Source organism: Terrimonas sp., assembly GCF_003075435.1.
GTDB lineage: Bacteria > Bacteroidota > Bacteroidia > Chitinophagales > Chitinophagaceae > Agriterribacter.
On sequence record NZ_QCZJ01000001.1, the window covers coordinates 479206 to 499823 of the forward strand.

At 39.5% G+C, this 20618-nt stretch carries 19 protein-coding genes and 1 tRNA gene; 10 read left to right on the forward strand and 10 right to left on the reverse strand.

Annotation, left to right across the window (positions count from 1 at the left end; all coding sequences use genetic code 11):
• Positions 1-5: 5 nt before the first annotated feature.
• Entirely contained in the window at positions 6-647 is a 642-nt protein-coding gene (locus tag DC498_RS01955; RefSeq protein WP_116872423.1) for a class I SAM-dependent methyltransferase, read from the forward strand.
• 399 nt (positions 648-1046) lie between these two features.
• Here DC498_RS01955 and DC498_RS01960 read toward each other — a convergent pair.
• The 3 genes from DC498_RS01960 to DC498_RS01970 all read right to left on the reverse strand — a co-directional run bounded on the left by DC498_RS01960 (position 1047) and on the right by DC498_RS01970 (position 3768).
• Positions 1047-1123 (reverse strand) — tRNA-Ala (locus DC498_RS01960).
• A gap of 97 nt (positions 1124-1220) precedes the next feature.
• On the reverse strand, positions 1221-2546 hold the full coding sequence (locus DC498_RS01965; RefSeq protein WP_116872424.1) for a citrate (Si)-synthase, eukaryotic: 1326 nt from the start codon (positions 2544-2546) through the stop codon (positions 1221-1223).
• A gap of 142 nt (positions 2547-2688) precedes the next feature.
• Positions 2689-3768: an LptF/LptG family permease gene (locus tag DC498_RS01970; RefSeq protein WP_116872425.1), complete on the reverse strand. Its 1080-nt coding sequence runs from the start codon at positions 3766-3768 to the stop codon at positions 2689-2691.
• A 71-nt stretch (positions 3769-3839) separates the two neighbouring features.
• Between DC498_RS01970 and DC498_RS01975 the strand changes: the two genes are divergently transcribed.
• Positions 3840-4652, forward strand: coding sequence for a prolyl oligopeptidase family serine peptidase (locus DC498_RS01975; protein WP_116872426.1), 813 nt, complete (start codon positions 3840-3842; stop codon positions 4650-4652).
• Positions 4653-4988: 336 nt separating this feature from the next.
• On the opposite strand, the gene DC498_RS01985 is transcribed toward DC498_RS01975, so the two are convergent.
• Positions 4989-5474, reverse strand: a complete 486-nt coding sequence (locus DC498_RS01985) for a hypothetical protein (protein WP_165813717.1) — start codon at positions 5472-5474, stop codon at positions 4989-4991.
• A gap of 52 nt (positions 5475-5526) precedes the next feature.
• The gene (gene tgt, locus DC498_RS01990; protein ID WP_116872429.1) at positions 5527-6666 is read right to left on the reverse strand and encodes a tRNA guanosine(34) transglycosylase Tgt; all 1140 of its coding nucleotides are present in this window, start codon (positions 6664-6666) and stop codon (positions 5527-5529) included.
• A 71-nt stretch (positions 6667-6737) separates the two neighbouring features.
• Between tgt and DC498_RS01995 the strand changes: the two genes are divergently transcribed.
• From DC498_RS01995 to DC498_RS02010, 4 genes are all read left to right on the forward strand, one after another.
• Entirely contained in the window at positions 6738-7862 is a 1125-nt protein-coding gene (locus DC498_RS01995) for a glycosyltransferase (RefSeq protein ID WP_116872430.1), read from the forward strand.
• Complete coding sequence (gene rsmG, locus DC498_RS02000) at positions 7832-8479, forward strand: 16S rRNA (guanine(527)-N(7))-methyltransferase RsmG (RefSeq protein WP_165813718.1); 648 nt, start codon at positions 7832-7834, stop codon at positions 8477-8479. Before DC498_RS01995 ends, rsmG begins: the two co-directional genes overlap by 31 nt.
• 99 nt (positions 8480-8578) lie before the next feature.
• Positions 8579-10453 (forward strand): sensor histidine kinase, encoded by a 1875-nt coding sequence (locus DC498_RS02005; RefSeq protein ID WP_116872431.1) that lies wholly within the window; start codon positions 8579-8581, stop codon positions 10451-10453.
• A 51-nt stretch (positions 10454-10504) separates the two neighbouring features.
• On the forward strand, positions 10505-11137 hold the full coding sequence (locus tag DC498_RS02010; RefSeq protein WP_116872579.1) for a response regulator: 633 nt from the start codon (positions 10505-10507) through the stop codon (positions 11135-11137).
• Positions 11138-11252: 115 nt separating this feature from the next.
• Here DC498_RS02010 and DC498_RS02015 read toward each other — a convergent pair whose 3' ends face one another.
• Both DC498_RS02015 and DC498_RS02020 read right to left on the reverse strand, forming a co-directional pair.
• Positions 11253-12032 carry a class I SAM-dependent methyltransferase gene (locus DC498_RS02015; RefSeq protein ID WP_116872432.1) on the reverse strand — a complete coding sequence of 260 codons (780 nt, stop codon included), beginning with the start codon at positions 12030-12032 and terminating at the stop codon, positions 11253-11255.
• A 116-nt stretch (positions 12033-12148) separates the two neighbouring features.
• Complete coding sequence (locus tag DC498_RS02020; protein ID WP_116872433.1) at positions 12149-12607, reverse strand: DUF1440 domain-containing protein; 459 nt, start codon at positions 12605-12607, stop codon at positions 12149-12151.
• 78 nt (positions 12608-12685) lie between these two features.
• On the opposite strand from DC498_RS02020, the gene DC498_RS02025 reads away from it, so the two are divergent.
• Entirely contained in the window at positions 12686-13090 is a 405-nt protein-coding gene (locus DC498_RS02025) for a thiol-disulfide oxidoreductase DCC family protein (RefSeq protein ID WP_116872434.1), read from the forward strand.
• Here the strand turns inward: DC498_RS02025 and DC498_RS25960 are convergent.
• Both DC498_RS25960 and DC498_RS02030 read right to left on the reverse strand, forming a co-directional pair.
• Entirely contained in the window at positions 13087-13392 is a 306-nt protein-coding gene (locus DC498_RS25960; protein ID WP_133176735.1) for a hypothetical protein, read from the reverse strand. The two genes, DC498_RS02025 and DC498_RS25960, sit on opposite strands and share 4 nt — an antisense overlap.
• A gap of 54 nt (positions 13393-13446) precedes the next feature.
• Positions 13447-15828 (reverse strand): alpha-ketoacid dehydrogenase subunit alpha/beta, encoded by a 2382-nt coding sequence (locus DC498_RS02030; RefSeq protein WP_116872435.1) that lies wholly within the window; start codon positions 15826-15828, stop codon positions 13447-13449.
• Between the two features lie 135 nt (positions 15829-15963).
• On the opposite strand from DC498_RS02030, the gene efp reads away from it, so the two are divergent.
• From efp to accC, 3 genes are all read left to right on the forward strand, one after another.
• Positions 15964-16530: an elongation factor P gene (gene efp / locus DC498_RS02035; protein WP_116872580.1), complete on the forward strand. Its 567-nt coding sequence runs from the start codon at positions 15964-15966 to the stop codon at positions 16528-16530.
• A 78-nt stretch (positions 16531-16608) separates the two neighbouring features.
• Positions 16609-17088, forward strand: a complete 480-nt coding sequence (gene accB / locus DC498_RS02040) for an acetyl-CoA carboxylase biotin carboxyl carrier protein (protein ID WP_116872436.1) — start codon at positions 16609-16611, stop codon at positions 17086-17088.
• A 103-nt stretch (positions 17089-17191) separates the two neighbouring features.
• Complete coding sequence (gene accC, locus DC498_RS02045) at positions 17192-18529, forward strand: acetyl-CoA carboxylase biotin carboxylase subunit (protein ID WP_116872437.1); 1338 nt, start codon at positions 17192-17194, stop codon at positions 18527-18529.
• 182 nt (positions 18530-18711) lie between these two features.
• Here accC and DC498_RS02050 read toward each other — a convergent pair whose 3' ends face one another.
• A complete protein-coding gene (locus DC498_RS02050) occupies positions 18712-20547 on the reverse strand; it encodes an ABC transporter ATP-binding protein (RefSeq protein WP_116872581.1) in 1836 nt (611 codons plus the stop codon).
• Positions 20548-20618: the final 71 nt, after the last annotated feature.

The following is a 20618-nucleotide window of genomic DNA, read 5'->3' on the forward strand; positions in this document are numbered from 1 at the left end:
AGAAGATGCCGGGAAAAAATAATTACGATAAAATTGCTTTTTGTTACGACCGGTTAAGCAGGTTGGTTTTTGGAAGCAGCATCAGGCAATCGCAAATTTGTCTTTTGCCTTTTATTTCTCCGGGAAACAGGATACTGATTGTGGGTGGCGGTTCAGGATGGATACTGGAAGAAATTTCAAAGCTTTATACTTCGGGCTTACACATTGTGTATATAGAAGTGTCAGCAAAGATGCTGAAGCTAGCCAAAGAAAAAAATATAGCTGAAAACAAAGTTGAATTTTTGAATTGTTATATAGAAGAATATCATACCGCTTCTGCTTTTGATATAATCATTACCGCATTTTTGTTTGACAACTTTACTAAAAAAACCGCAACTGAAAATTTTGATAAGCTCAATGCTTTGCTCAGCAATAAAGGCAAATGGTTATTTACTGATTTTTATATTACTCCGCGAAGTAGTTTTTACCAGCGGATGTTGCTGAATCTGATGTATTATTTTTTTAAACGGGCAGGCAATGTAGAGGCCGATAAGCTTATTGATATCGACTTCTTCTTTCTTAAATATCACTACAAAGAAGTGCTTTGCAAATACTATTATGACCGGTTTATTAAGGCGGCGTGTTGGGTAAAGGAGATGAATTGCTGATTCATAGCATCCTATCTAACAGCATTAGCCAAATCTTCAATATATTTCCAGCTCTTCATTTTTTTGATCTGCATTTCTCTGTTATGATTGCGCACACTTTTAGCCACGAATCACACTCATTATCACGAATAATTCCTGTGTAACAACCTGGTTATTTCACAGAGGAGCGCGAACGCTACACAAAGGGCCACAAAGCATAATAAAACGCTCTATGTAACTTTGTGCATGCTTTGTGGCTCTTTGTGTAGCAAATCCTGTTCCGCTACTGCGAACACCGGAATTCGTGGCAGGAAATATATCAAGGATTATTAAAAAACTAATTTTAAACAGCTTCTAAGGCATAGTTTATATATTAGCTGAAATTAAAAAAGGTTACCAAATAATTTGATAACCTTACCTTGGTGGAGAACAGGGGAGTCGAACCCCTGACCTCTTGCATGCCATGCAAGCGCTCTAGCCAACTGAGCTAGTTCCCCAAATCAGGAGTGCAAATATAGAGCCCTGACATACTTTCACCAAAAAGAAAAAACCAGGTTTTTACCTGGTTTAAAATATAATATCTGAAACAATTGATTAATCTCCCCAGATTTCCCCTTTGTCTTCAAGCCATTCTTTAACAGATGCTGTGGTAACAGACTTCGGACGTTCAAGCGCAAGTCCCAGCGCCCTGTCCCAACATAAGCTGGCAAGCACACCTAAAGCACGGCTTACGCCAAACAACACCGTATAAAACTCATACTCCACCATTCCGTAATGCACCAGTAAAGCGCCACTATGTGCATCTACATTCGGCCAGGGGTTTTTTACTTTTCCTAACTCCTTAAGTATATCAGGCACTACCTCGTATATTCTCCATACTGTATTTACAAGCGGATCATCTGCCATGTGCTTTTTACTGAACTCCATTTGTGCAGTAAACCGTGGGTCTGTTTTGCGCAGCACGGCATGCCCGTAGCCGGGAACCACTTTACCTTCTCCCAAAGTTTTCTTTACGTACTTTTTTATTTGCTCTTTGGTTGGCAGTTTTACAGCAAGCTCTTCCCGCATCTCAAAAATCCATTTGATCACTTCCTGGTTTGCCAAACCATGTAAAGGCCCTGCAAGCCCGTTCATACCCGCCGCCAAGCTTAAATAAGGATCACTGAGCGCTGAACCTACCAGGTGTGTAGTATGTGCTGATACATTTCCTCCTTCATGGTCTGCGTGTATTGTCATGTACAGGCGCATCAGCTCTTTAAAACTTTCATCTTCAAAGCCCAGCATATGGGCAAAATTTCCAGACCAATCCAGCAAGCCATCCGGCTGAATATGTTTTTCATCTTTATACTTACGACGATATATATAGGCGGCCACACGGGGTAACCGTGCTATCAGCGTCATGGCATCATCAAATGTCGCATCCCAATAGTCCTTTTTATTCATCCCTTCGGCATACTTTTTCGCAAAAATGCTTTCATTTTGAAGTGCCATAATAGCTACTACAAATTGCGTCATGGGGTGAGATGACTTGGGCACCGCTTCAATAGCATCAAACACATAATTGGGTACATGAGAACGACGCTGCCAGGAATTGGTTACATCCAGCACATCCTGTTCTGTTGGTAACTCCCCTATCAGCATCAGGTAAAACAAACCTTCGGGCAAGGGTTCTGTTCCCCCAGGTGCTTTAGGCAATTTTTTCTGTAATTCAGGAATGGAATACCCCCTGAAACGTATCCCCTCTTTTGCATCCAGTAATGAAGTTTCTGTAACCAACCCTGTTATGCCCCTCATTCCCTGGTATATCTGGCTAAGCACCACCTCGCCTATTTTCTTATTTCCGTGTTTCTTTAAAATGTCTTTTATTTCCGCGGATTGCTCATCGGCTCTAGCTTTAAACCGTTCTTTTAATGTGGCCATATTGAAAAATTTACATTTTTATCCTTTTAATCCTCAAGGGTAGCTGATGGCGCTAAAGTTAGCCAAAAACATTGTTACAAGCCCTAAAAAAACAGGAAGTTTCAGGTTAATTTACATTAAAATGATATTTGCCAACAAAGGTTTACTTTGGAGCTTTGCGGTAAAGATAGTAGGTGAGTATACCAAAAAGTACATTGGGTATCCAGGCTGCAAGAATTGGCGGAAGATTTCCCTTTACACTGAAGATAGTTGAAAAGCGGTCTAAAAGAATGAACAGGGCGGCAATGGCAAAGCCGGCAGCAAGATGTATACCACTGCCTCCACGAATTTTTCTGGAAGCCAGTATAGCGCCTATAAGTGTAAGTATCAAAACAGTTACAGGCGTAGCATCTCTCCTGTATAATTCCACCTCAAGGTCGTTAATGCCTTCAGAGCCCCGTAATTTTTCCATATTAACCATTTGATTAAGCTCACGTGTGCTCAACCTGGATTTTACATATTCATCGCGTCTCAGATCTACCGGTGCAAACTTTAAATCTATACGCCGCACCGTATCTTGTTTAACATCTTCGTGAAGCCCGTTGATATGCCTTTCAATTACACCTGACAGTTTCCATTTCTTATCTTTTGGCTCCCACTCAATTTTATCAGCTCTTAAATTATATATTACCTGGTTGCCCTTAAGCCTGTCCATAAAAAAGCCATTGCCACTCTTTGCAGTAGTATCATAATACCGTATGCCGCAATACGAATTGGAATCTATCCGCATGTAAATATTATTATTGGCAGATGACATGCCCGGGGCTTTTACATATTTAAGCTCAAATGCAGTTCGTATTTCATTGGCGCGGGGAACCAGCTTCCTGTTGCCTATCCAGAGCAATAATGATAAAAGAATGCCCCCGATTATATACGGTTTAAGCAAACGGTTAAAGCTGGTGCCACTGGCAAGTATGGCAATAATTTCTGAACGGTTTGCCAGTTTTGATGTAAAAAAAATAACTGCTATAAAAGTAAAAAGCGGGAATAAAAAGGAAACAATAAAGGGAACAAAACCGACATAATAATTTTTCAGCACGAACCCTGCAGAAAGATTTGACCTGGCAAAATCATCCGTTTTTTCGCTGATATCAACCACTACAGAAATAACCGTAAACAGCAGTATGCAGAAAACAAATGTTAAAATGAAATCCTTAAATATATACCAGTCTATTTTTTTCATGCCTGATATTAAGCGCCATTGGCGACAAAAGTAACTTAAAACTCTAACAAGAACTTTCGTAACTTTCTGAAATGAAAAATATTCACAATAGTTTCAGACTCTTAACCCTAATATTTCTCCTGCCTGTAACCACAGCACCTGTTTTTATTAAAGCACAGGATAATAACCACGACCTGTATGAACGGCAATTTTTTATTGAGGGAGATGACACTCTTTTTTGCCGCATACTTTCTCCTTTGCATTTTTCTCCTGAAAAGAAATATCCCTTAATTGTAGTATTACACGGCTCCGGGGAACGGGGAAACGATAATGATGCGCAACTAAAATGGGGAAGCGATCTTTTTCTTGATTCTGCCAACCGGGAAAAATTTCCGGCTATCGTGGTATTTCCGCAATGCCCGGCAGATTCATCATGGAGTGTAAGAGTACGACCTAAAAATCCTGATTCCGCCGGTATCAGGTTCCCGATGGATGTTGCTCCTACAAAACCATTGCGCATGGTAATGAACTTTATTGATACGCTTGCAAAAGGCGGCACCGTTGATCCTAAACGAATTTATATTGGCGGCTTATCAATGGGAGGCTTTGGCACTTTCGAAATATTATGGCGTAAACCTCATTTATTTGCCGCGGCATTTCCTATATGCGGGGGCGGTAACCCTGCCGGCGCAAAAATATACGGAAGAAATTTTCCGATATGGGTATTTCATGGAACTGATGACGATGCAGTACCGGTTAATAATTCACGCATTATGGTTGAGGCTTTGAAAGCGGCTAAAGCAAAAGTAAAATACACGGAATACCCCGGCGTAAAACATGATAGCTGGAAGAATGCTTTTGCAGAACCGGAGTTTTTGCCATGGCTGTTTGGGCAGAAGAGATAATGTGGGAATGTGGAGATTTGAAAATTTGAAAATATGGAAGTGTGAGAATGGGGAAGTGTGGAAATGGGGAATGTGAGAATGGGGGAATGGTATTAGTTATAAAACAGCTTAGATGATAAATGCGGTAATGGAATTTTTGTTTGAGTTTTTTATCCGGTTCTTTTTTGTTTTTCCTGGTGCATTTATTTGTTGGATGTTTAAAAGTTTTAAGGGTTCGTATAAAAAGGTGCTGGAGAATTCAGATTGGGAAATAAATGCATTGACTGGGATAGCTGTAACAGGCGGAATTATACTTTTAATTGTAAATGTTTGATATTTTATTGCTTTAGATATAAGCTAATCTCTTTTCCTGGGCAGCTTAATTGTTCCTGCTGCTAAATTTATGACAAGGATTACTTGTGCAGCTAAAAATACCAGAAATATCAGCGCTATAATTTTAGTATAGCTCGAAAATGCTTTAAATGAATTCCATTCACTATAATCATAATACCTTTTGGGGGTTGGATCTATGGGATAATTATTATCAATAAGCGATGAGAAAGCAAAAATCAGCAACATAATTATTGTAAGTAACGTATGAAGCCAAGTAAGTTTTAGTGAGTAAATAATTTTTTTACAAAAGAAATAGATTGCCCAGATAAAAAAGGGTATCACCGCTAATAATCCCAGGAAATGAGAAAAAGCTATTACAAAATAGGTATCGTGCAGGTGAAAATCAAGGGTATTTCTTTTATCAGAAAACAAAGAAAACAACGCAAATAATAATCCCGTAATTAAAAGTAAGTTATACGGCTGTTGTTTTATCCGCAGTATATTATTCAATGATGACATTTTGAACAAACAATTTCAAATCTCAAATTTCAAATCAAAAATTCTACAGCCTTTGCTTAAACCTCACTACACTCTCCTTCATCCAACTGGTAAAATCACCTGCTTCAATATGCTTACGAGCTTCGGTAACCACATGCAGGTAAAATGCAAGGTTTTGAATACTGGCAATCGTTAATCCCAATATCTCCTTCGACTTCATTAGATGCCTGAGATAGGCTTTACTATAATAATTACTGGTTTCGCAGGCTATGCCATCATCTATCGGCGAATAATCTTTCTCCCACTTTTTATTATCAATATTAATTACGCCGTTCGATGTAAACAGCATAGCATTTCTTCCATTCCGGGTAGGCATCACACAGTCAAACATATCAATACCCAGCGCTATACATTCCAGTATATTCCAGGGCGTGCCAACACCCATCAGGTAGCGCGGCTTTTGCACTGGGAGATTATCGCAACACAGCCCGCACAAGTCATACATCATTTCTTCAGGCTCACCTACGCTCAACCCGCCAATAGCATTGCCAGTAGCATTTTTACTGCTGATATATTCACACGACATTTTCCTGAGATCGTGGTATGTTCCGCCTTGTACTATAGGAAAAAGATTTTGGGTATGTTCGTATTTTGAGGAAGTTATTTCAATACGGTTAAAGCTCCTGTCGAGCCAGCGGTGGGTTAAATGCATGGATCTTTCAGCATATTTATAATCACTTGGATAAGGGGGGCATTCATCAAATGCCATAATAATGTCTGCCCCAATGCTTCTTTGTATATCCATCACCGTTTCCGGGCTGAACAGGTGCCGGCTTCCGTCAATATGGCTTTGAAACACAACCCCTTCTTCCTGTATTTTCCGTGTGCCCGACAAAGAAAAAACCTGGTAGCCGCCACTATCCGTAAGGATCGGCCTGTTCCAGTTCATAAATTGGTGCAATCCACCGGCGCTTTCCAGTATGCCCGTACCGGGGCGCAGGTACAGGTGATAGGTATTCCCCAGGATTATCTTTGCGTTCACTTCATCCTTCAACTGCTGCTGGGTAACTGCCTTTACGCTGCCTGCCGTGCCCACAGGCATAAATATCGGCGTAGGTATACTGCCATGGTCTGTAGTAATAATACCTGCTCTTGCTTTCGACTGACTATCTGTGGTTTTTAGCTCAAACTGAAGTGCCGCCATTTTTTCAACAATTTTTCACATTACAATTAAATCCATATTATCAAATCCTTGTATTTCTTACCTTCGCCGCCATGATTGAAAATTTGGACTGGCGTGTAATTATCTTCGGAGCTTTCTGTCTTTTTGCCCTTATCCAGATCATTTATTACCTGTATTTTTTCAGAAGGGTTGCTTTTTACAACCTTGGTCCTGAGGGATTATATCACCAGCAACCTGTTTCAGTAATAATATGCGCCCGCGATGAAGCCGCAAATTTAGCTAAAAATCTTCCCGGTGTATTAGTGCAGGAATATTCAGATAAACAGGAGCTTGTTTTGGTGAATGACAATTCTGTAGATGAAACAAAATACCTGGTTGAAGCCCTGCAAAAAGATTTTCCGCAGCTTACTACCCTTGAGTTAAAGCAGGAAGCAAAATTTATTACCGGCAAAAAATTCCCTTTATCAATGGGCATAAAATCGGCTAAGTATGATACGGTACTGCTGACCGACGCTGACTGCATTCCTGTTTCAGAATTCTGGATGCAAAAGATGATGTCCCGTTTTCAGCATGGCGCCGAAATTGTACTCGGTTACGGCGCTTATCATAAAAGAAAGGGGTTACTCAATAAAATCATCCGGTTCGAGACTTTTCATAGCGGGCTGCAATATTTCTCTTACGCGCTGGCCGGTATTCCATATATGGGCACGGGCAGAAACCTTGCTTATAAAAAAGCTGTATTTCTTAGAAATAAAGGATTTTCAGCACATAATCATTTACCCGGTGGAGATGATGACCTTTTTATTAATGCAGCCGCAACGGCAACCAATACGGAAGTTGTAATTGATAAGGATGCATTTACGCTTTCTGAGCCTAAAACTACCTGGAGCGAATGGATGAAGCAGAAAAAAAGGCATTTTACCACTTCTAAATATTATAAAGGTAAACATAAGTTTCTGCTGGGATTATATGCGTTCTCGCATTTCATGTTCTACCCGTTATGCATAGCTGCAGCCATTTTCTATAGTTGGCCATTGGCCTTAGGTGTTTTTGCACTACGTTTAATCGTACAGGGTATAATCCTGTATAAAGCCATGGAAAAACTGAATGAAGCTGATCTTTGGAAATGGTTTTGGGCATTTGATATTTTAATGTTTGTGTATTACTTCATCTTCACCCCCGCATTATGGAAGAAACCGCAGGCAAACTGGAAATAATCACAAGGTTTTTTACAGATTTTTCTGAAAAACAGCTTGAGCAACTGGCATTGCTTGAACCGCTCTACAAAGAATGGAATGAAAAGATCAATGTTATCTCCCGCAAAGACATTGATTCATTGTACGAAAAGCATGTATTGCATTCACTTTCCATAGCCGCCTTATTTGATTTTCCTCCCGGGCTTGACATTGTTGACCTTGGAACCGGCGGCGGATTTCCGGGTATCCCATTAGCCATTATGTTTCCCGGGGTTAATTTTTTACTGGTCGATTCCATAGGTAAAAAATTAAAAGTTGTAAATGAAGTTGCCGCCGCGCTGCAGCTTACTAATATTAAAACCCGTCATACAAGAGTGGAAGAAATTACTGATAAGAAATTTGATTTTGTAGTAAGCCGTGCCGTTGCCCCCCTGGCAGATCTGTGGCGATGGAGTAAGCCGCTCTTAAAAAAAGAAAGAAAAATGGAGGAGTTTAAGAATGGGTTAATTTGTTTAAAAGGAGGCGATCTGACGGTGGAAATTGAACAAAGTGGATTAAAGCCCCACACCTGGCAACTAAGAGATGTATTTGACCAGGATTTTTTTACAGAAAAATACCTCTTATATGTTCCGGTTTAAGACACAGATAACTATTTTTTTATATTTAGCAGGATAGTTAAGTTTGTTGAAAATACAAATTGATTGCTTAGGAGGCTGCCAATAGTGTTTCTGTACGGCATGATGTGCTTTTGTGCATCAGCAAAAAACAACGATATAATTGATGTTACCCGCATTCAACACTATGATACTATATTAAAAAAGCTTCTTTATTTTATTGATTATTCCAAAAAGTATACTATCGATGATATAAACGATACCCTTTTTTCTTATACTGCCAATACATCTCCTTTCAACCAAAAAAAACTTGATGCAAATTATTTCATTAAACTAACACTTGCCAATACCGGACAGCAGGACAGTTTTCTTCTTTATACCGGAAAAGCGCAGCGTTACAAAATGTATATGTGCGACAGCACAGGGAAAAAAATATTATTGAAGAACCAGGTAACTAAGTTCTCTCCGGGTTTATTCACTAATATTCCTTATGCTCAAATAGCATTAAAAAAAGGGGAACAAAAGGTATTTTACATCGCTTTGGAAATCAATTTTTACAATTGGTATCTTTTTGACCCGGTAATTCTCCGAACAGCAGATCATGCATATTTTTCCTTCTTACACCTGCTGCAGCCAAGCCGTATATATATGGCTATTACCATATTTTTTATGGGGATAATGTTCTGCATGTTCGCTTACACTTTTGCACTGTTCATCCGGAATCCCCTATGGGAATATTTACATTATTCAGTTGCCATTTTTATTTTCATGGTATATTTTGGTTTGCGGCTGTTGAACATATTTCACTTTGGATCATTATACTTCTTATTTTATGACCTGCGTTACCAGGGTTTGCAACTATTGGGGCATATGCTTATCCTGCTGTTTATTCTTTCGTTTTTAAAAACAAAAGAAAAAATGCCTGCATTTCACAAACAGGTAAAAGCGCTTATTTATCTGCAGCTTATTTTTTTGGTGGTCAACCTGCCATTAACTTATACCAATACCTATAATTATGCTGCAAACATTGCTTTCGATATTATGCGGGTTTTGGGGTTATTGTATTCCATATATGTTTCCATTTACCTGATTGCAAAAAACAAGAAAAAAGAAGCCCGTTACCTTGGTGCAGGTTCGTTGCTCTCTATTTTTATGGCATGCCTGGCCTTATATGTTGACCGTTGGGGAAATTTTGATGAGCTATTACTCAGGTATTCCGGCATCTCTGTGCTGATATTTATGGCAGGCGTAATGTCGCAGATGACATTATTCCTGCTGGCATTAAGCTACAGGCTTAGAATGCAGGAAGCCAACAGGATACGGGCAGTTGAGCAATTACAATTGGAAAATGATCGTAAGGAATTAGAAAAATACAAGGCTATTATTGATGCAAGGGATAGTGAACGGACACGCATTTCGCAGGAAATTCATGATGATATTGGCTCCGGACTTACTTCAATAAGGTTACTGAGTGAAATTGCCAAAGTAAAAAATAGTGAGAGTGATAAAAAAGAGCTGGAAAAAATTTCTGCTACTTCAAATGTTTTGATGGATAAGATGAACGAGATCATCTGGACTTTAAATTCAAGAAATGATACATTACTAAATCTTATTACATATCTGCGGCACCAGATTGTGGAATTTTTTGAGCCGTCAAATATTATACTCGAAATAAATTTGCCCGAAAACGTTCACGATGCTCCTTTAAGTGGAAATGTAAGAAGGAATATTATTCTTTCTGTTAAAGAAGCGCTTCATAATATAGTAAAACATTCACAGGCATCGTTAGTAAGTGTTAATTTTTCTTTTGACAAAGTTTTTATTATTTCTATAAAAGACAATGGTGTGGGTTTTCTACATGATAAAATTACCGACCACACTAATGGATTGAGAAACATGAAAGAGCGCCTCACCTCTATCGGGGGTTCATGTAGTATTTCGAGCAACGGGGGTACAAATATTGAACTTATTATCCCTTTAAACACGTACCCGGTTTAGGGTAAGAGAATTCTACCTTATATACTTTAGATTTGCATTTTGTACATGGTGATGGAGAATATTTCAGTTTGTATAGTAGAAGATAACAATGATATCCGCCAGGCGTTAGAACAGATCATCATGATGGCTGACGGGTATCGCTTTTGTGGCTCCTTTATAAGCGCTGAAGCCGCTATTGTGGGTATACCCAAAGTAATGCCTGATGTTGTATTAATGGATATTAATCTTGGTGGAATGAGTGGTATTGATTGTGTAAGAGAGTTGAAGCCAAGATATCCTGATATATTATTTATGATGTGTACAGTATATGAGGAGGATGAAAAAATTTTTGAAGCATTGGCCGCTGGAGCAAATGGTTACATCCTCAAAAAAACGGCACCGGGTAAATTACTCGAAGCCATTCGTGAATTAGCAGAAGGCGGAGCACCTATGAGCAGCCAGATAGCGCGTAAAGTGGTTGCTGCTTTCCAGGAAAAAAATACGCACTCAACAGGAGTATTGGATGCGCTCTCCAACCGTGAGCATGAGATACTGGAATTACTGGCCAAAGGCATGTTGTATAAAGAAATTTCCACTAAGCTGGGCATCGCGCAGGAAACAGTTAGAAAACACGTTTACCACATTTACGAGAAGTTGCATGTAACCAATCGTGTGGAAGCAGTAAATAAGTATTTTGGACGGTAAATATATAATGAAACCTGACCTTGATTAATTTTTACGGGGCTGCCTTGAGGCAGCCTTTTTATTTGTAAAAAATTGTTTGGGAATTGACGCATTTTAGAAATGCAGGTGCTGCTTGTTATTTTTCCGCTACATAAAAAAGGTCAAAACAACTATCGCCCGCTTCTTTTATAAAATAATCTTCATGGGTAATACCTGTTGTAAGGTTTTCATTCTGCTTCAGTAATTTCTTCCTGTTCATCCTGTTTAAAATATCATAAGGAATTTGCAGCAATTGACGCGGTAGCCTGTACTGAAGATTAAAAATATCAAAGCGTGTAATTCTTCTTACAGATTCTTTATTTTTTTGATAATAATCCATGATGGTTTGATTACCAAAAACGCCAAGTGCTTTAACACTGCTGAAATGGCGGCTCAATAACTGCTTCAGCTCTTCTACAGTATATTCACGCACATGCCAGGGATTTCTTGTAATAGACATTTTCTTATTTGGCGTAGTTACGATAAGCTTTCCACCCTTTTTCAGCACCCGGTTAATCTCTTTCAAAAATTCATTGTCTTTTGGAATATGCTCAATCACCTGGAAAGTGATCACAAAATCAAAAGTATCAGAAGGTACATCTGTTAACGGTGGAATATTCATTTGTATAAACCGTACATTATTATTTTTGAAGGCATCGGAATGAATAATATCCGTTTCAAACTTATCTATTGTTACAAACTCATCCGTATGAGGTGCTATTATTTCAACACCATAACCGCTGCCCGTACCTATTTCCAGCACTTTGCCTGAAATCAGTTTTGCGGCTTCAAGATAAGCAAGCAACGACCGCTGGTATACATAATTATCCGAATGATCATTCTGAGATACTCTTTCTGCTGTTTGTAATATTTTCATATTTATCAGTAAACGCTCTTATACAGAGCATTTGAGTTGCGAAGATAATAAGCTATATGTGTTCGAAACCGAAATTATTAATAATCACAGGTCTAAAAGGTATACTACGGTTGCATTCATTTCCTGAAATAATGGTCAGCAATAATCGAAACAGGTAATCCAATCGCGAACATAAGCATTATACTGCCCGTAAAAATATTATTCATTGTAAGAACAGGGGGTCTTCCGAAAGTAACCGGCAGCACAATAATATTCATAAACAACCATACAAATAAGCCATAGATTACTGCACTTGCAATAATATTTTTTTGGAGAAATTTAAAGCGTGGATACAATAAGAAATAAAGCATTACCCAGCAGAGAGCTATAAAATAGTGCAACAATAGCCCCAATACTGCCGTTTCAGCGCCCCCATTAAAAGCATCTTTGCCGGCTATTCCGCTGGCTATGCCCTGAAATATTTGTAATACTGTTGTTTTATTTAATATCCATGCATATACCATAATAGCAGCAAGCGCATCAGCCGTACCTGCAATAATCCAGGTAAGTAATATTGGTTTAAAAGGCAGTTTCATATAATGTGCTCAGTTAACCTGTCTGCATCTTAAAGTTATAAACTTAATCTTATAATCCTTCTGTTGTAACTTTGCCGGGTGAAACAACATTACCCTGTAATTCTCTTTGACGGTGTATGCAACCTTTGCAATAATAGCGTACAGTTTGTTATTAAAAAAGATAGGAAGAAACACTTCTATTTTACAGCATTGCAAAGTAATGCAGGGCAACAACTCCTGAAACAACATCACTTATCTCCTGATAAATTTGATTCTTTTGTTTTGATTGAAAACAACAAGGCCTATACAAGAAGCACAGCGGCTTTGCGTGTAGTAAAAAGGTTGAGCGGGACATGGCCTTTATTGTATATATTCATCATCGTTCCTTCTTTTATACGAAATGCCATATACGATTGGGTAGCGAAAAACAGGTATAAATGGTTTGGCAAATCTGATAGTTGTATGATGCCTACGCCGGAGTTAAATGCAAGGTTCCTGCATTAATTATTTCTCACTTTTTCTAATATTTTCTGGTAGCGCTTTTCATTTAAGCTACGGGATATCAGGGCAATAATGAAGCCTAAAACCATACCTACTCCCACTATAAGCGCTATTTTATAATTATCCTGCGCTATGGGAATAATACTGATGCCACCCATAAAAATGATGATAAAGAAAGACGACAGGCATACTACAAAACTCCAGGCCAACGTATATATGAGGTAGTATTTAGTTTTAGATCCCTGGCGTTGCTCTTTCCAGAAGTCAACAAATCTTAGATCGTCTTTTGTAACCAGCTTGCTCACTTTTATCTTTTTGAAATATCCGGGAAATTGGTTGAAATATTTAACAGAAGCTTTTTATTCGCTCATCATTTCTCTTACCGCTTTAATAATATCTTCTGCATTAGGCTTGGTGAAATAGTCGCCATCTGACCCATAGGCAGGACGGCTTGCCTGGGCAGTTATTGTTCTCGGGGCTACATCAAGCCAGCGATAACCACTTTGTTCTTCCATCACCTTATTGAACATATATGCGGCAGTACCGCCAGGCATATCTTCATCAGTAAAAATTATCCTGTTTGTTTTCTTTAATGATTCAATAATGACATGATTGATATCAAAGGGCAATAATGTTTGTACATCTATAATCTCGCAATGAATATTCATATCTTCAAGTACTGCCGCGGCTTCCTGCGCTACGCGCAACGTAGCGCCATAAGATACAATAGTAATATCATCGCCCTCTTTTATTATTTCAGGTATCCCTAACGCAACACGAAAATCTAATAAATTAGAAGGCAGCCTTTCTTTCAGCCGGTAAGCATTCAAACATTCTACCATTACTGCCGGGTCATTTACCTCCAGCAACGTATTATACATACCCGCCGCCTGCACCATATTTCTTGGCACACATATATGAAAGCCTCTCAGCGCATTTATAAGCACTGCCATCGGAGAGCCACTATGCCAGATACCTTCGAGCCTGTGTCCGCGTGTGCGAATAATTAACGGGCATCCCTGTTTTCCTTTTGTCCGATAGTGTAAACAGGCTACATCATCGCTCAATGGTTCCAATCCATACAGCATATAATCTACATACTGAATTTCAGCAATTGGGCGTAAGCCACGCATTGCCAATCCTATCGCCTGCCCAACAATAGTAAGTTCTCTTATACCTGTATCAAAAATTCTTTGTGAACCATGTTTTTGCTGCAAACCAGCAAATCCCTGGTTTACATCACCAATAGACCCAAGATCTTCACCAAACGCCAGTACCCTGGGGTTATGCTTAAATAACTCATCAAAATATTTATTCAATACCAGGTAACCATTTATAGCTGGTGCATTATCATCATAAACTGCAGGTACCGCGTGAACATTAGCAAGACTTTTAGTGCCCTCATTGTACAGATGCGATCTGTATAAATGACTTTGTTCAGCGTATAATTCGTTATAGTATTTTTTTACTTCTTCGGAGCTGCTGAAATTAACACCGGTTGCCAGTGCTTTCAGGATATCTTTACGCAGCGGCTCACGGTTTTGCTGTAAAACTTTTATGGCTTTTTGTATACGCGGCAGCTGTGTTGTTTCATTTTCGGTAATGGATTGCAGCACCGAAACTGTTTGATTTACTATAGCCCGCAACGGAGTTATATATTTATTCCAGGCAATTTCCCTGCTTTGTTTTACAAATGCCTTCGCTCCTATTTCTATTGCATTCAATTCTTCTTCATCAGCCAGGGCATTCGCCAAAATCCATTCTCTCATTTTTTTATTGCAATCCCATTCCCGCTCCCACTCCAGTCTTTCCTGCGATTTATACCGCTCATGGCTACCCGAAGTAGAATGCCCCTGCGGCTGCGTCACATCTTCTACATGAAAAACAGCAGCAGTATGTGTTTCCCTTATTTTTTGAATACCCTGTTCAAACACTTCACACATTCCTGCATAATCCCAGCACTTTACTTTATATATATCAATGCCATCGGTATTATTTTTTTTCTGGAAACCTTTTAAAGCATCAGATATCGAACCTTTTACGATCTGTTCTCCTGAGGGAACCGAAATACCGTAAGCATCATCCCAGATAAAAATTGCTAAGGGAATCTGCATTACTCCCGCAGCGTTAATAGCTTCCCAGAAATGACCTTCTGCCGTTGACGCGTCACCAATGGTACAAAAACAAATTTCATTACCGTTGTTAGATAATGTTTTAAACTGGTGCAGCAATTCAATATCCCTGAAAACTTTAGATGCAAAAGCTAAACCAACGGCCCGCGGCATTTGTCCTGCTGTGGGCGCAATGCCATTGGTAAAGTTTTTAAGATTAACGAGGTCGCGTATCTCGCCATTTTTATCCATAAACGCTGAAGAAAAATGCGCGTTCATTTGCCTGCCGGCGCTATGAGGTTCGTCCGTTTCATCAGGGTTGGCATACAACTGCGAAAAAAATTCTTCAATTGTGGCAACGCCAGTGGCGAATGCTATAGTTTGATCACGGTAATATCCGGCGTAAAAATCGCCGGGTTTAAAGAATTTGGATAATGCGACCTGCGGCACTTCCTTTCCATCTCCAAAAATGCCAAATTTAGCTTTGCCGGTAAGTACTTCCTTACGACCGAGCAAACTGGCTTCCCTGCTTTCGCAAGCCTGTTTATAATCATCCATAACTTCCTGCCGAAAACGTTCGAAGGAAAGTTTTTCTTCAGATATGGTATCGTGGGAAATGGTTTGCTCCATATTCACAAAAATACCCGAAAAATATTTAAATGGCCTTTGTTAATATAGCAGGAACTGAAATATGTGCACATGTTGTTTAATTAGGTGGGAAATACAATTTCAGCTTATATTTGCGCCACTTTAAAAATTGCAAATATGGCAAATACAGCAGATATCAGCAGGGGAATGATCCTGAAATTAGATGGAAGCCTTTACAGTGTAGTAGAATTTGGTGAAAATAAAACTGCCAGGGCCGCTGCTAAAGTGTGGGCTAAACTAAAGGGTGTTGATAATAACCGTAGCATAGAAAAGACCTGGAACTCAGGCGATACCATTTATCCTGTGCGTGTTGAAAAAAAGTCTTTCCAGTTTTTATATAAAGATGATTCAGGATATAATTTCATGGATAATGAAACCTTTGAGCAGATTGCCATTGCTGAACAGCTTGTAGATGCTCCCCAATTTTTAAAAGAAGGCCAGGAAGTGGGTGTTTTGATCAACACCGAAACTGAACTGCCCATGAATGTTGAATTACCTGACAAAATTGTAGTATTGGTTACCTACAGCGAACCAGGCGTTAAAGGCGATACAGCTACCCGTACCTTAAAAGCCGCCACCGTTGAAACCGGTGCTACCGTAATGGTTCCTTTGTTTGTAAATGAAGGCGAATTGATACGCATCAATACAAAAACAGGCGAATACGTTGAAAGAGTAAAAAACTGATTTGGATAGAATTACCCTGAATTACTATCTTAGCCGTCAGTTTCCGATTAAATTCGGGCAAAACTTAAACAAAACCACATGGATTTTAAACAAATTCAGGAGTTGATAAAAATTATCAACAAATCCAATATTGGCGAAATAACCCTTGAGGAAAAAGATTTTAAAATTACCATCAAGCAGAAAGAAGACCATATTACCCAGGTCGTATCTGCTCCTTCTGCAGCATTACCAACATATGAAGCGGCAGCCAGACCGGCAGGAGCGCAGGAGCCCACAGCGGAAAAAGCCAAACCTGCTGCTGAACCCAAAGCTGAAAATCTCATAGCTATTAAAAGCCCGATGATTGGTACTTTTTACAGGCGCCCATCGCCCGACAAGCCGATTTTTGCGGAAGTTGGCGATGATGTAACGCCCGGTAAAATAGTTTGCATTATTGAGGCAATGAAATTATTTAATGAAATAGAAAGTGAGGTGAGCGGCAAAATAGTTAAGATACTGGTAGATGATGCCAGCCCTGTTGAGTACGACCAGCCGTTATTCCTCGTAGAACCTAATTAATTTGAAAATGTGAAAATGTGTTAATTTGAAAATGAGTAAACCTCATTTAAATTTTTACATATTTTTTTAAGTTTTCAAATTCCTGAATTTTCAAATTGACTACATGTTCAAAAAAATACTGATTGCAAATCGTGGCGAAATTGCATTGCGTATTATACGCACCTGCAGGGAAATGGGCATCAAAACCGTTGCCGTTTATTCCACCGCCGACAAAGACAGCCTGCATGTAAAGTTTGCTGACGAGGCGGTTTGTATTGGTCGCCCTCAAAGTGCAGATTCTTATTTGAACATACCGCACCTGATGTCTGCCGCTGAAATTACCAATGCAGATGCTATACATCCCGGGTATGGTTTTTTGGCCGAGAATGCAAGATTTGCCAGGATATGCGGTGAGCATGGTATAAAATTTATTGGACCTACTCCTGATATGATCAACGCGATGGGCGATAAGATCACCGCGAAAGAAACAATGATCAAAGCCGGCGTGCCTGTAGTACCTGGTGGTGAAGGCTTACTGGGAAGTGTGGATGAAGCTAAAGGCCTTGCAAAAGAAATTGGTTACCCCGTTATATTGAAAGCAACAGCCGGCGGCGGCGGTAAGGGTATGCGTGTGGTTTGGGAAGAAAGTGAGATGGAAAAAGCGTACAGCACCGCTAAGGCAGAGGCTGGTGCATCGTTTAAAAATGACGGGGTGTATATGGAAAAGTTTGTGGAAGAACCTCGCCATATAGAAATACAAATTGCGGGTGACCGTTACGGTAAGGTTTGCCACATGAGCGAAAGAGATTGTTCCATTCAACGCCGCCATCAAAAGCTGGTCGAAGAATCTCCTTCTCCATTTATGACCAATGATCTTCGTGAGAAAATGGGAGAAGCAGCAGTTAAAGCAGCATCTGCTATTAATTATGAAAGCGTTGGCACAATAGAATTCCTGGTTGACAAGCACAGGAATTTTTATTTTATGGAGATGAATACGCGTATCCAGGTAGAACATTGTGTAACAGAAGAAGTGACCAATTTTGATCTTATTAAAGAACAGATAAAAATAGCATCAGGCGAATCTATTTCAGGCAGAAATTATTACCCTGAAATGCATGCTATTGAATGCCGTATTAATGCTGAAGATCCTTATAATGACTTCAGACCATCACCCGGAAAAATAACGGTATTGCACCAACCGGGTGGGCATGGCGTGAGAATTGACTCGCATACTTATGCCGGCTATATTATTCCGCCATACTATGATTCCATGATCGCTAAAATTATCGCTGTTGCCCGCACAAGGGAAGAAGCTATAAATACCATGAGCCGCGCCCTCAGTGAATATGTGATTGAAGGTGTAAAAACCACTATTCCTTTTCACCAGCAACTTATGCGTAATGAAGATTTTATAAAAGGCAACTTTACCACGAAGTTCCTTGAAAGTTTTACTATGTTGTAGCCACTGCTATCTGTCTTGACTATCCCCCGCTATGCGGGGGATTTTTATTTCTGTCACTTAGGTGTTTGACTTTATTGTCCAACTGATCGCCTTTTATAAAGCAACAAACTAACACCATACAAGTTACATTTTTGTATGCAGGCATATCCTGGCTTCGTAAAGAATGTAAAATCAATTATTACTTATCGCAATCCGTATTGTATCACCTTTTTTCTTTCTCCTATCTGCTGACGCCACATCGCGTAATACAATCCTTTTTCGCTGAGCAGATTTTCATGTGTGCCGGTTTCAACAACATCACCTTTTTCAAGCACGTATATTCTATCCGCGTGCATAATGGTTGACAGCCTGTGCGCAATGAGTATCGTTATTTGTGAACCCGTTGAGGAAATATCACGGATGGTATCTGTAATTTCTTCCTCCGTTAAAGAATCCAGCGCTGAGGTTGCTTCATCAAACAATAATAATTTGGGCTTACGCAGCAAGGCTCTTGCAATAGATAAACGTTGCTTTTCTCCTCCGGAGAGCTTTAATCCGCCTTCTCCAATCATGGTATCCAACCCTTTTTCAGCCCTTGCCAGTAAATTCTGGCAGGATGCTTTTTGCAGCGCGTCCATCACATCTTCTACAGTTGCAGAAGGATTTACGAATAGCAGGTTTTCTTTGATAGTCCCGCTAAAGAGATTGGTATCCTGCGTTACAAAACCTATTTGTTTTCTTAAATCATCAAAACGGATCTTTGTTTCATCAAGCCCGTTGTATAATATTTTGCCCTGCTCCGGCCGGTATAAACCCACAAGTAATTTCATTAAAGTAGATTTACCGCTTCCGCTTGGCCCAACAAATGCTATGGTTTCCCCTATCTTAACATTAAAGCTGATATTATTAATGGCTTTTTGCGCGGCGGTTTTATGTTTAAAGGCAACCTGTTGAAAAGACAATGTTTCAATATCGCCCAGGTGTTGTGGATTTGATGGATCGAGCTCCGGCGTTTTCTTCATCAGATCATCAAAATTATTCAATGATGCTTCTGCTTCACGGTAAGAAAGAATGATATTCCCGATTTCCTGCAATGGGCCGAAAACAAAGAAAGAAAAGATCTGCATGGTAACCAGTTGTCCTGCATCCATCTGGCGTCCGTATATCAACCACATCAAAATAAACAATATAACCTGGCGGAGTGTGTTCACAAAAGTGCCCTGTATAAAGCTTATGCTTCTTATTCGCTTTACTTTGGTTAATTCAAGCCCGAGTATTTTGTAGGTATTCTTGTTTAAACGTTCTACTTCCTGTGTTGTAAGCCCAAGGCTTTTTACCAGCTCAATATTGCGCAGTGATTCGGTTGTAGAGCCGGCAAGCGCTGTTGTTTGCCCAACAATATTTTTTTGAATGAGTTTTATTTTTTTACTCAGGAAATTAGTGATAACCGTTAATAATAAAATACCGACCACATAGGTTATCGGAATACTCCAGTGTATATACAACGCGGCATAAAAAAATACAAACACAATACCTACTATAACGCCAAACAGAATGTTGATGAAGTTTATCATAAACCTTTCTACATCTGCCCTCACTTTGGTAAGCACAGAAAGTGTTTCACCGCTACGCTGATCTTCAAACTGGTGATAAGGCAATTTCATGGCATGCTGCAATCCGTCTGTAAAAACCTTAGCGCCAAATTTTTGTATGATAACATTCAAAAAATAATCCTGGAAGTTCTTGGCAATACGGCTGATCATGGCTATTGTAATAGAAGCCAGTAAAAGCCATACCACACCATACATGCTGTCTGCCTTTCCATTTTTATTAATGAAATTCTCTTTAAGAAACAGGTAGTCATGCCAATCATAATGCTTATCCGGTGCAGGTAATACCTGTTGCGCATTAGCAAGATTGATAAGCTTGCCAAAAATGATAGGATCAAAAAGAGAAAATCCTGTGTTCATAGCTGATAGCAGCAGCACAAGCGCCACCAGCCATTTGAATGGGTTTAAATACCTGAATAATATTTTCATAAACGAGAGATCAAGTTTCAGAGGAACAAATCCATCAATCAAATTACGTACAAATTCCGGTTTTATGACAG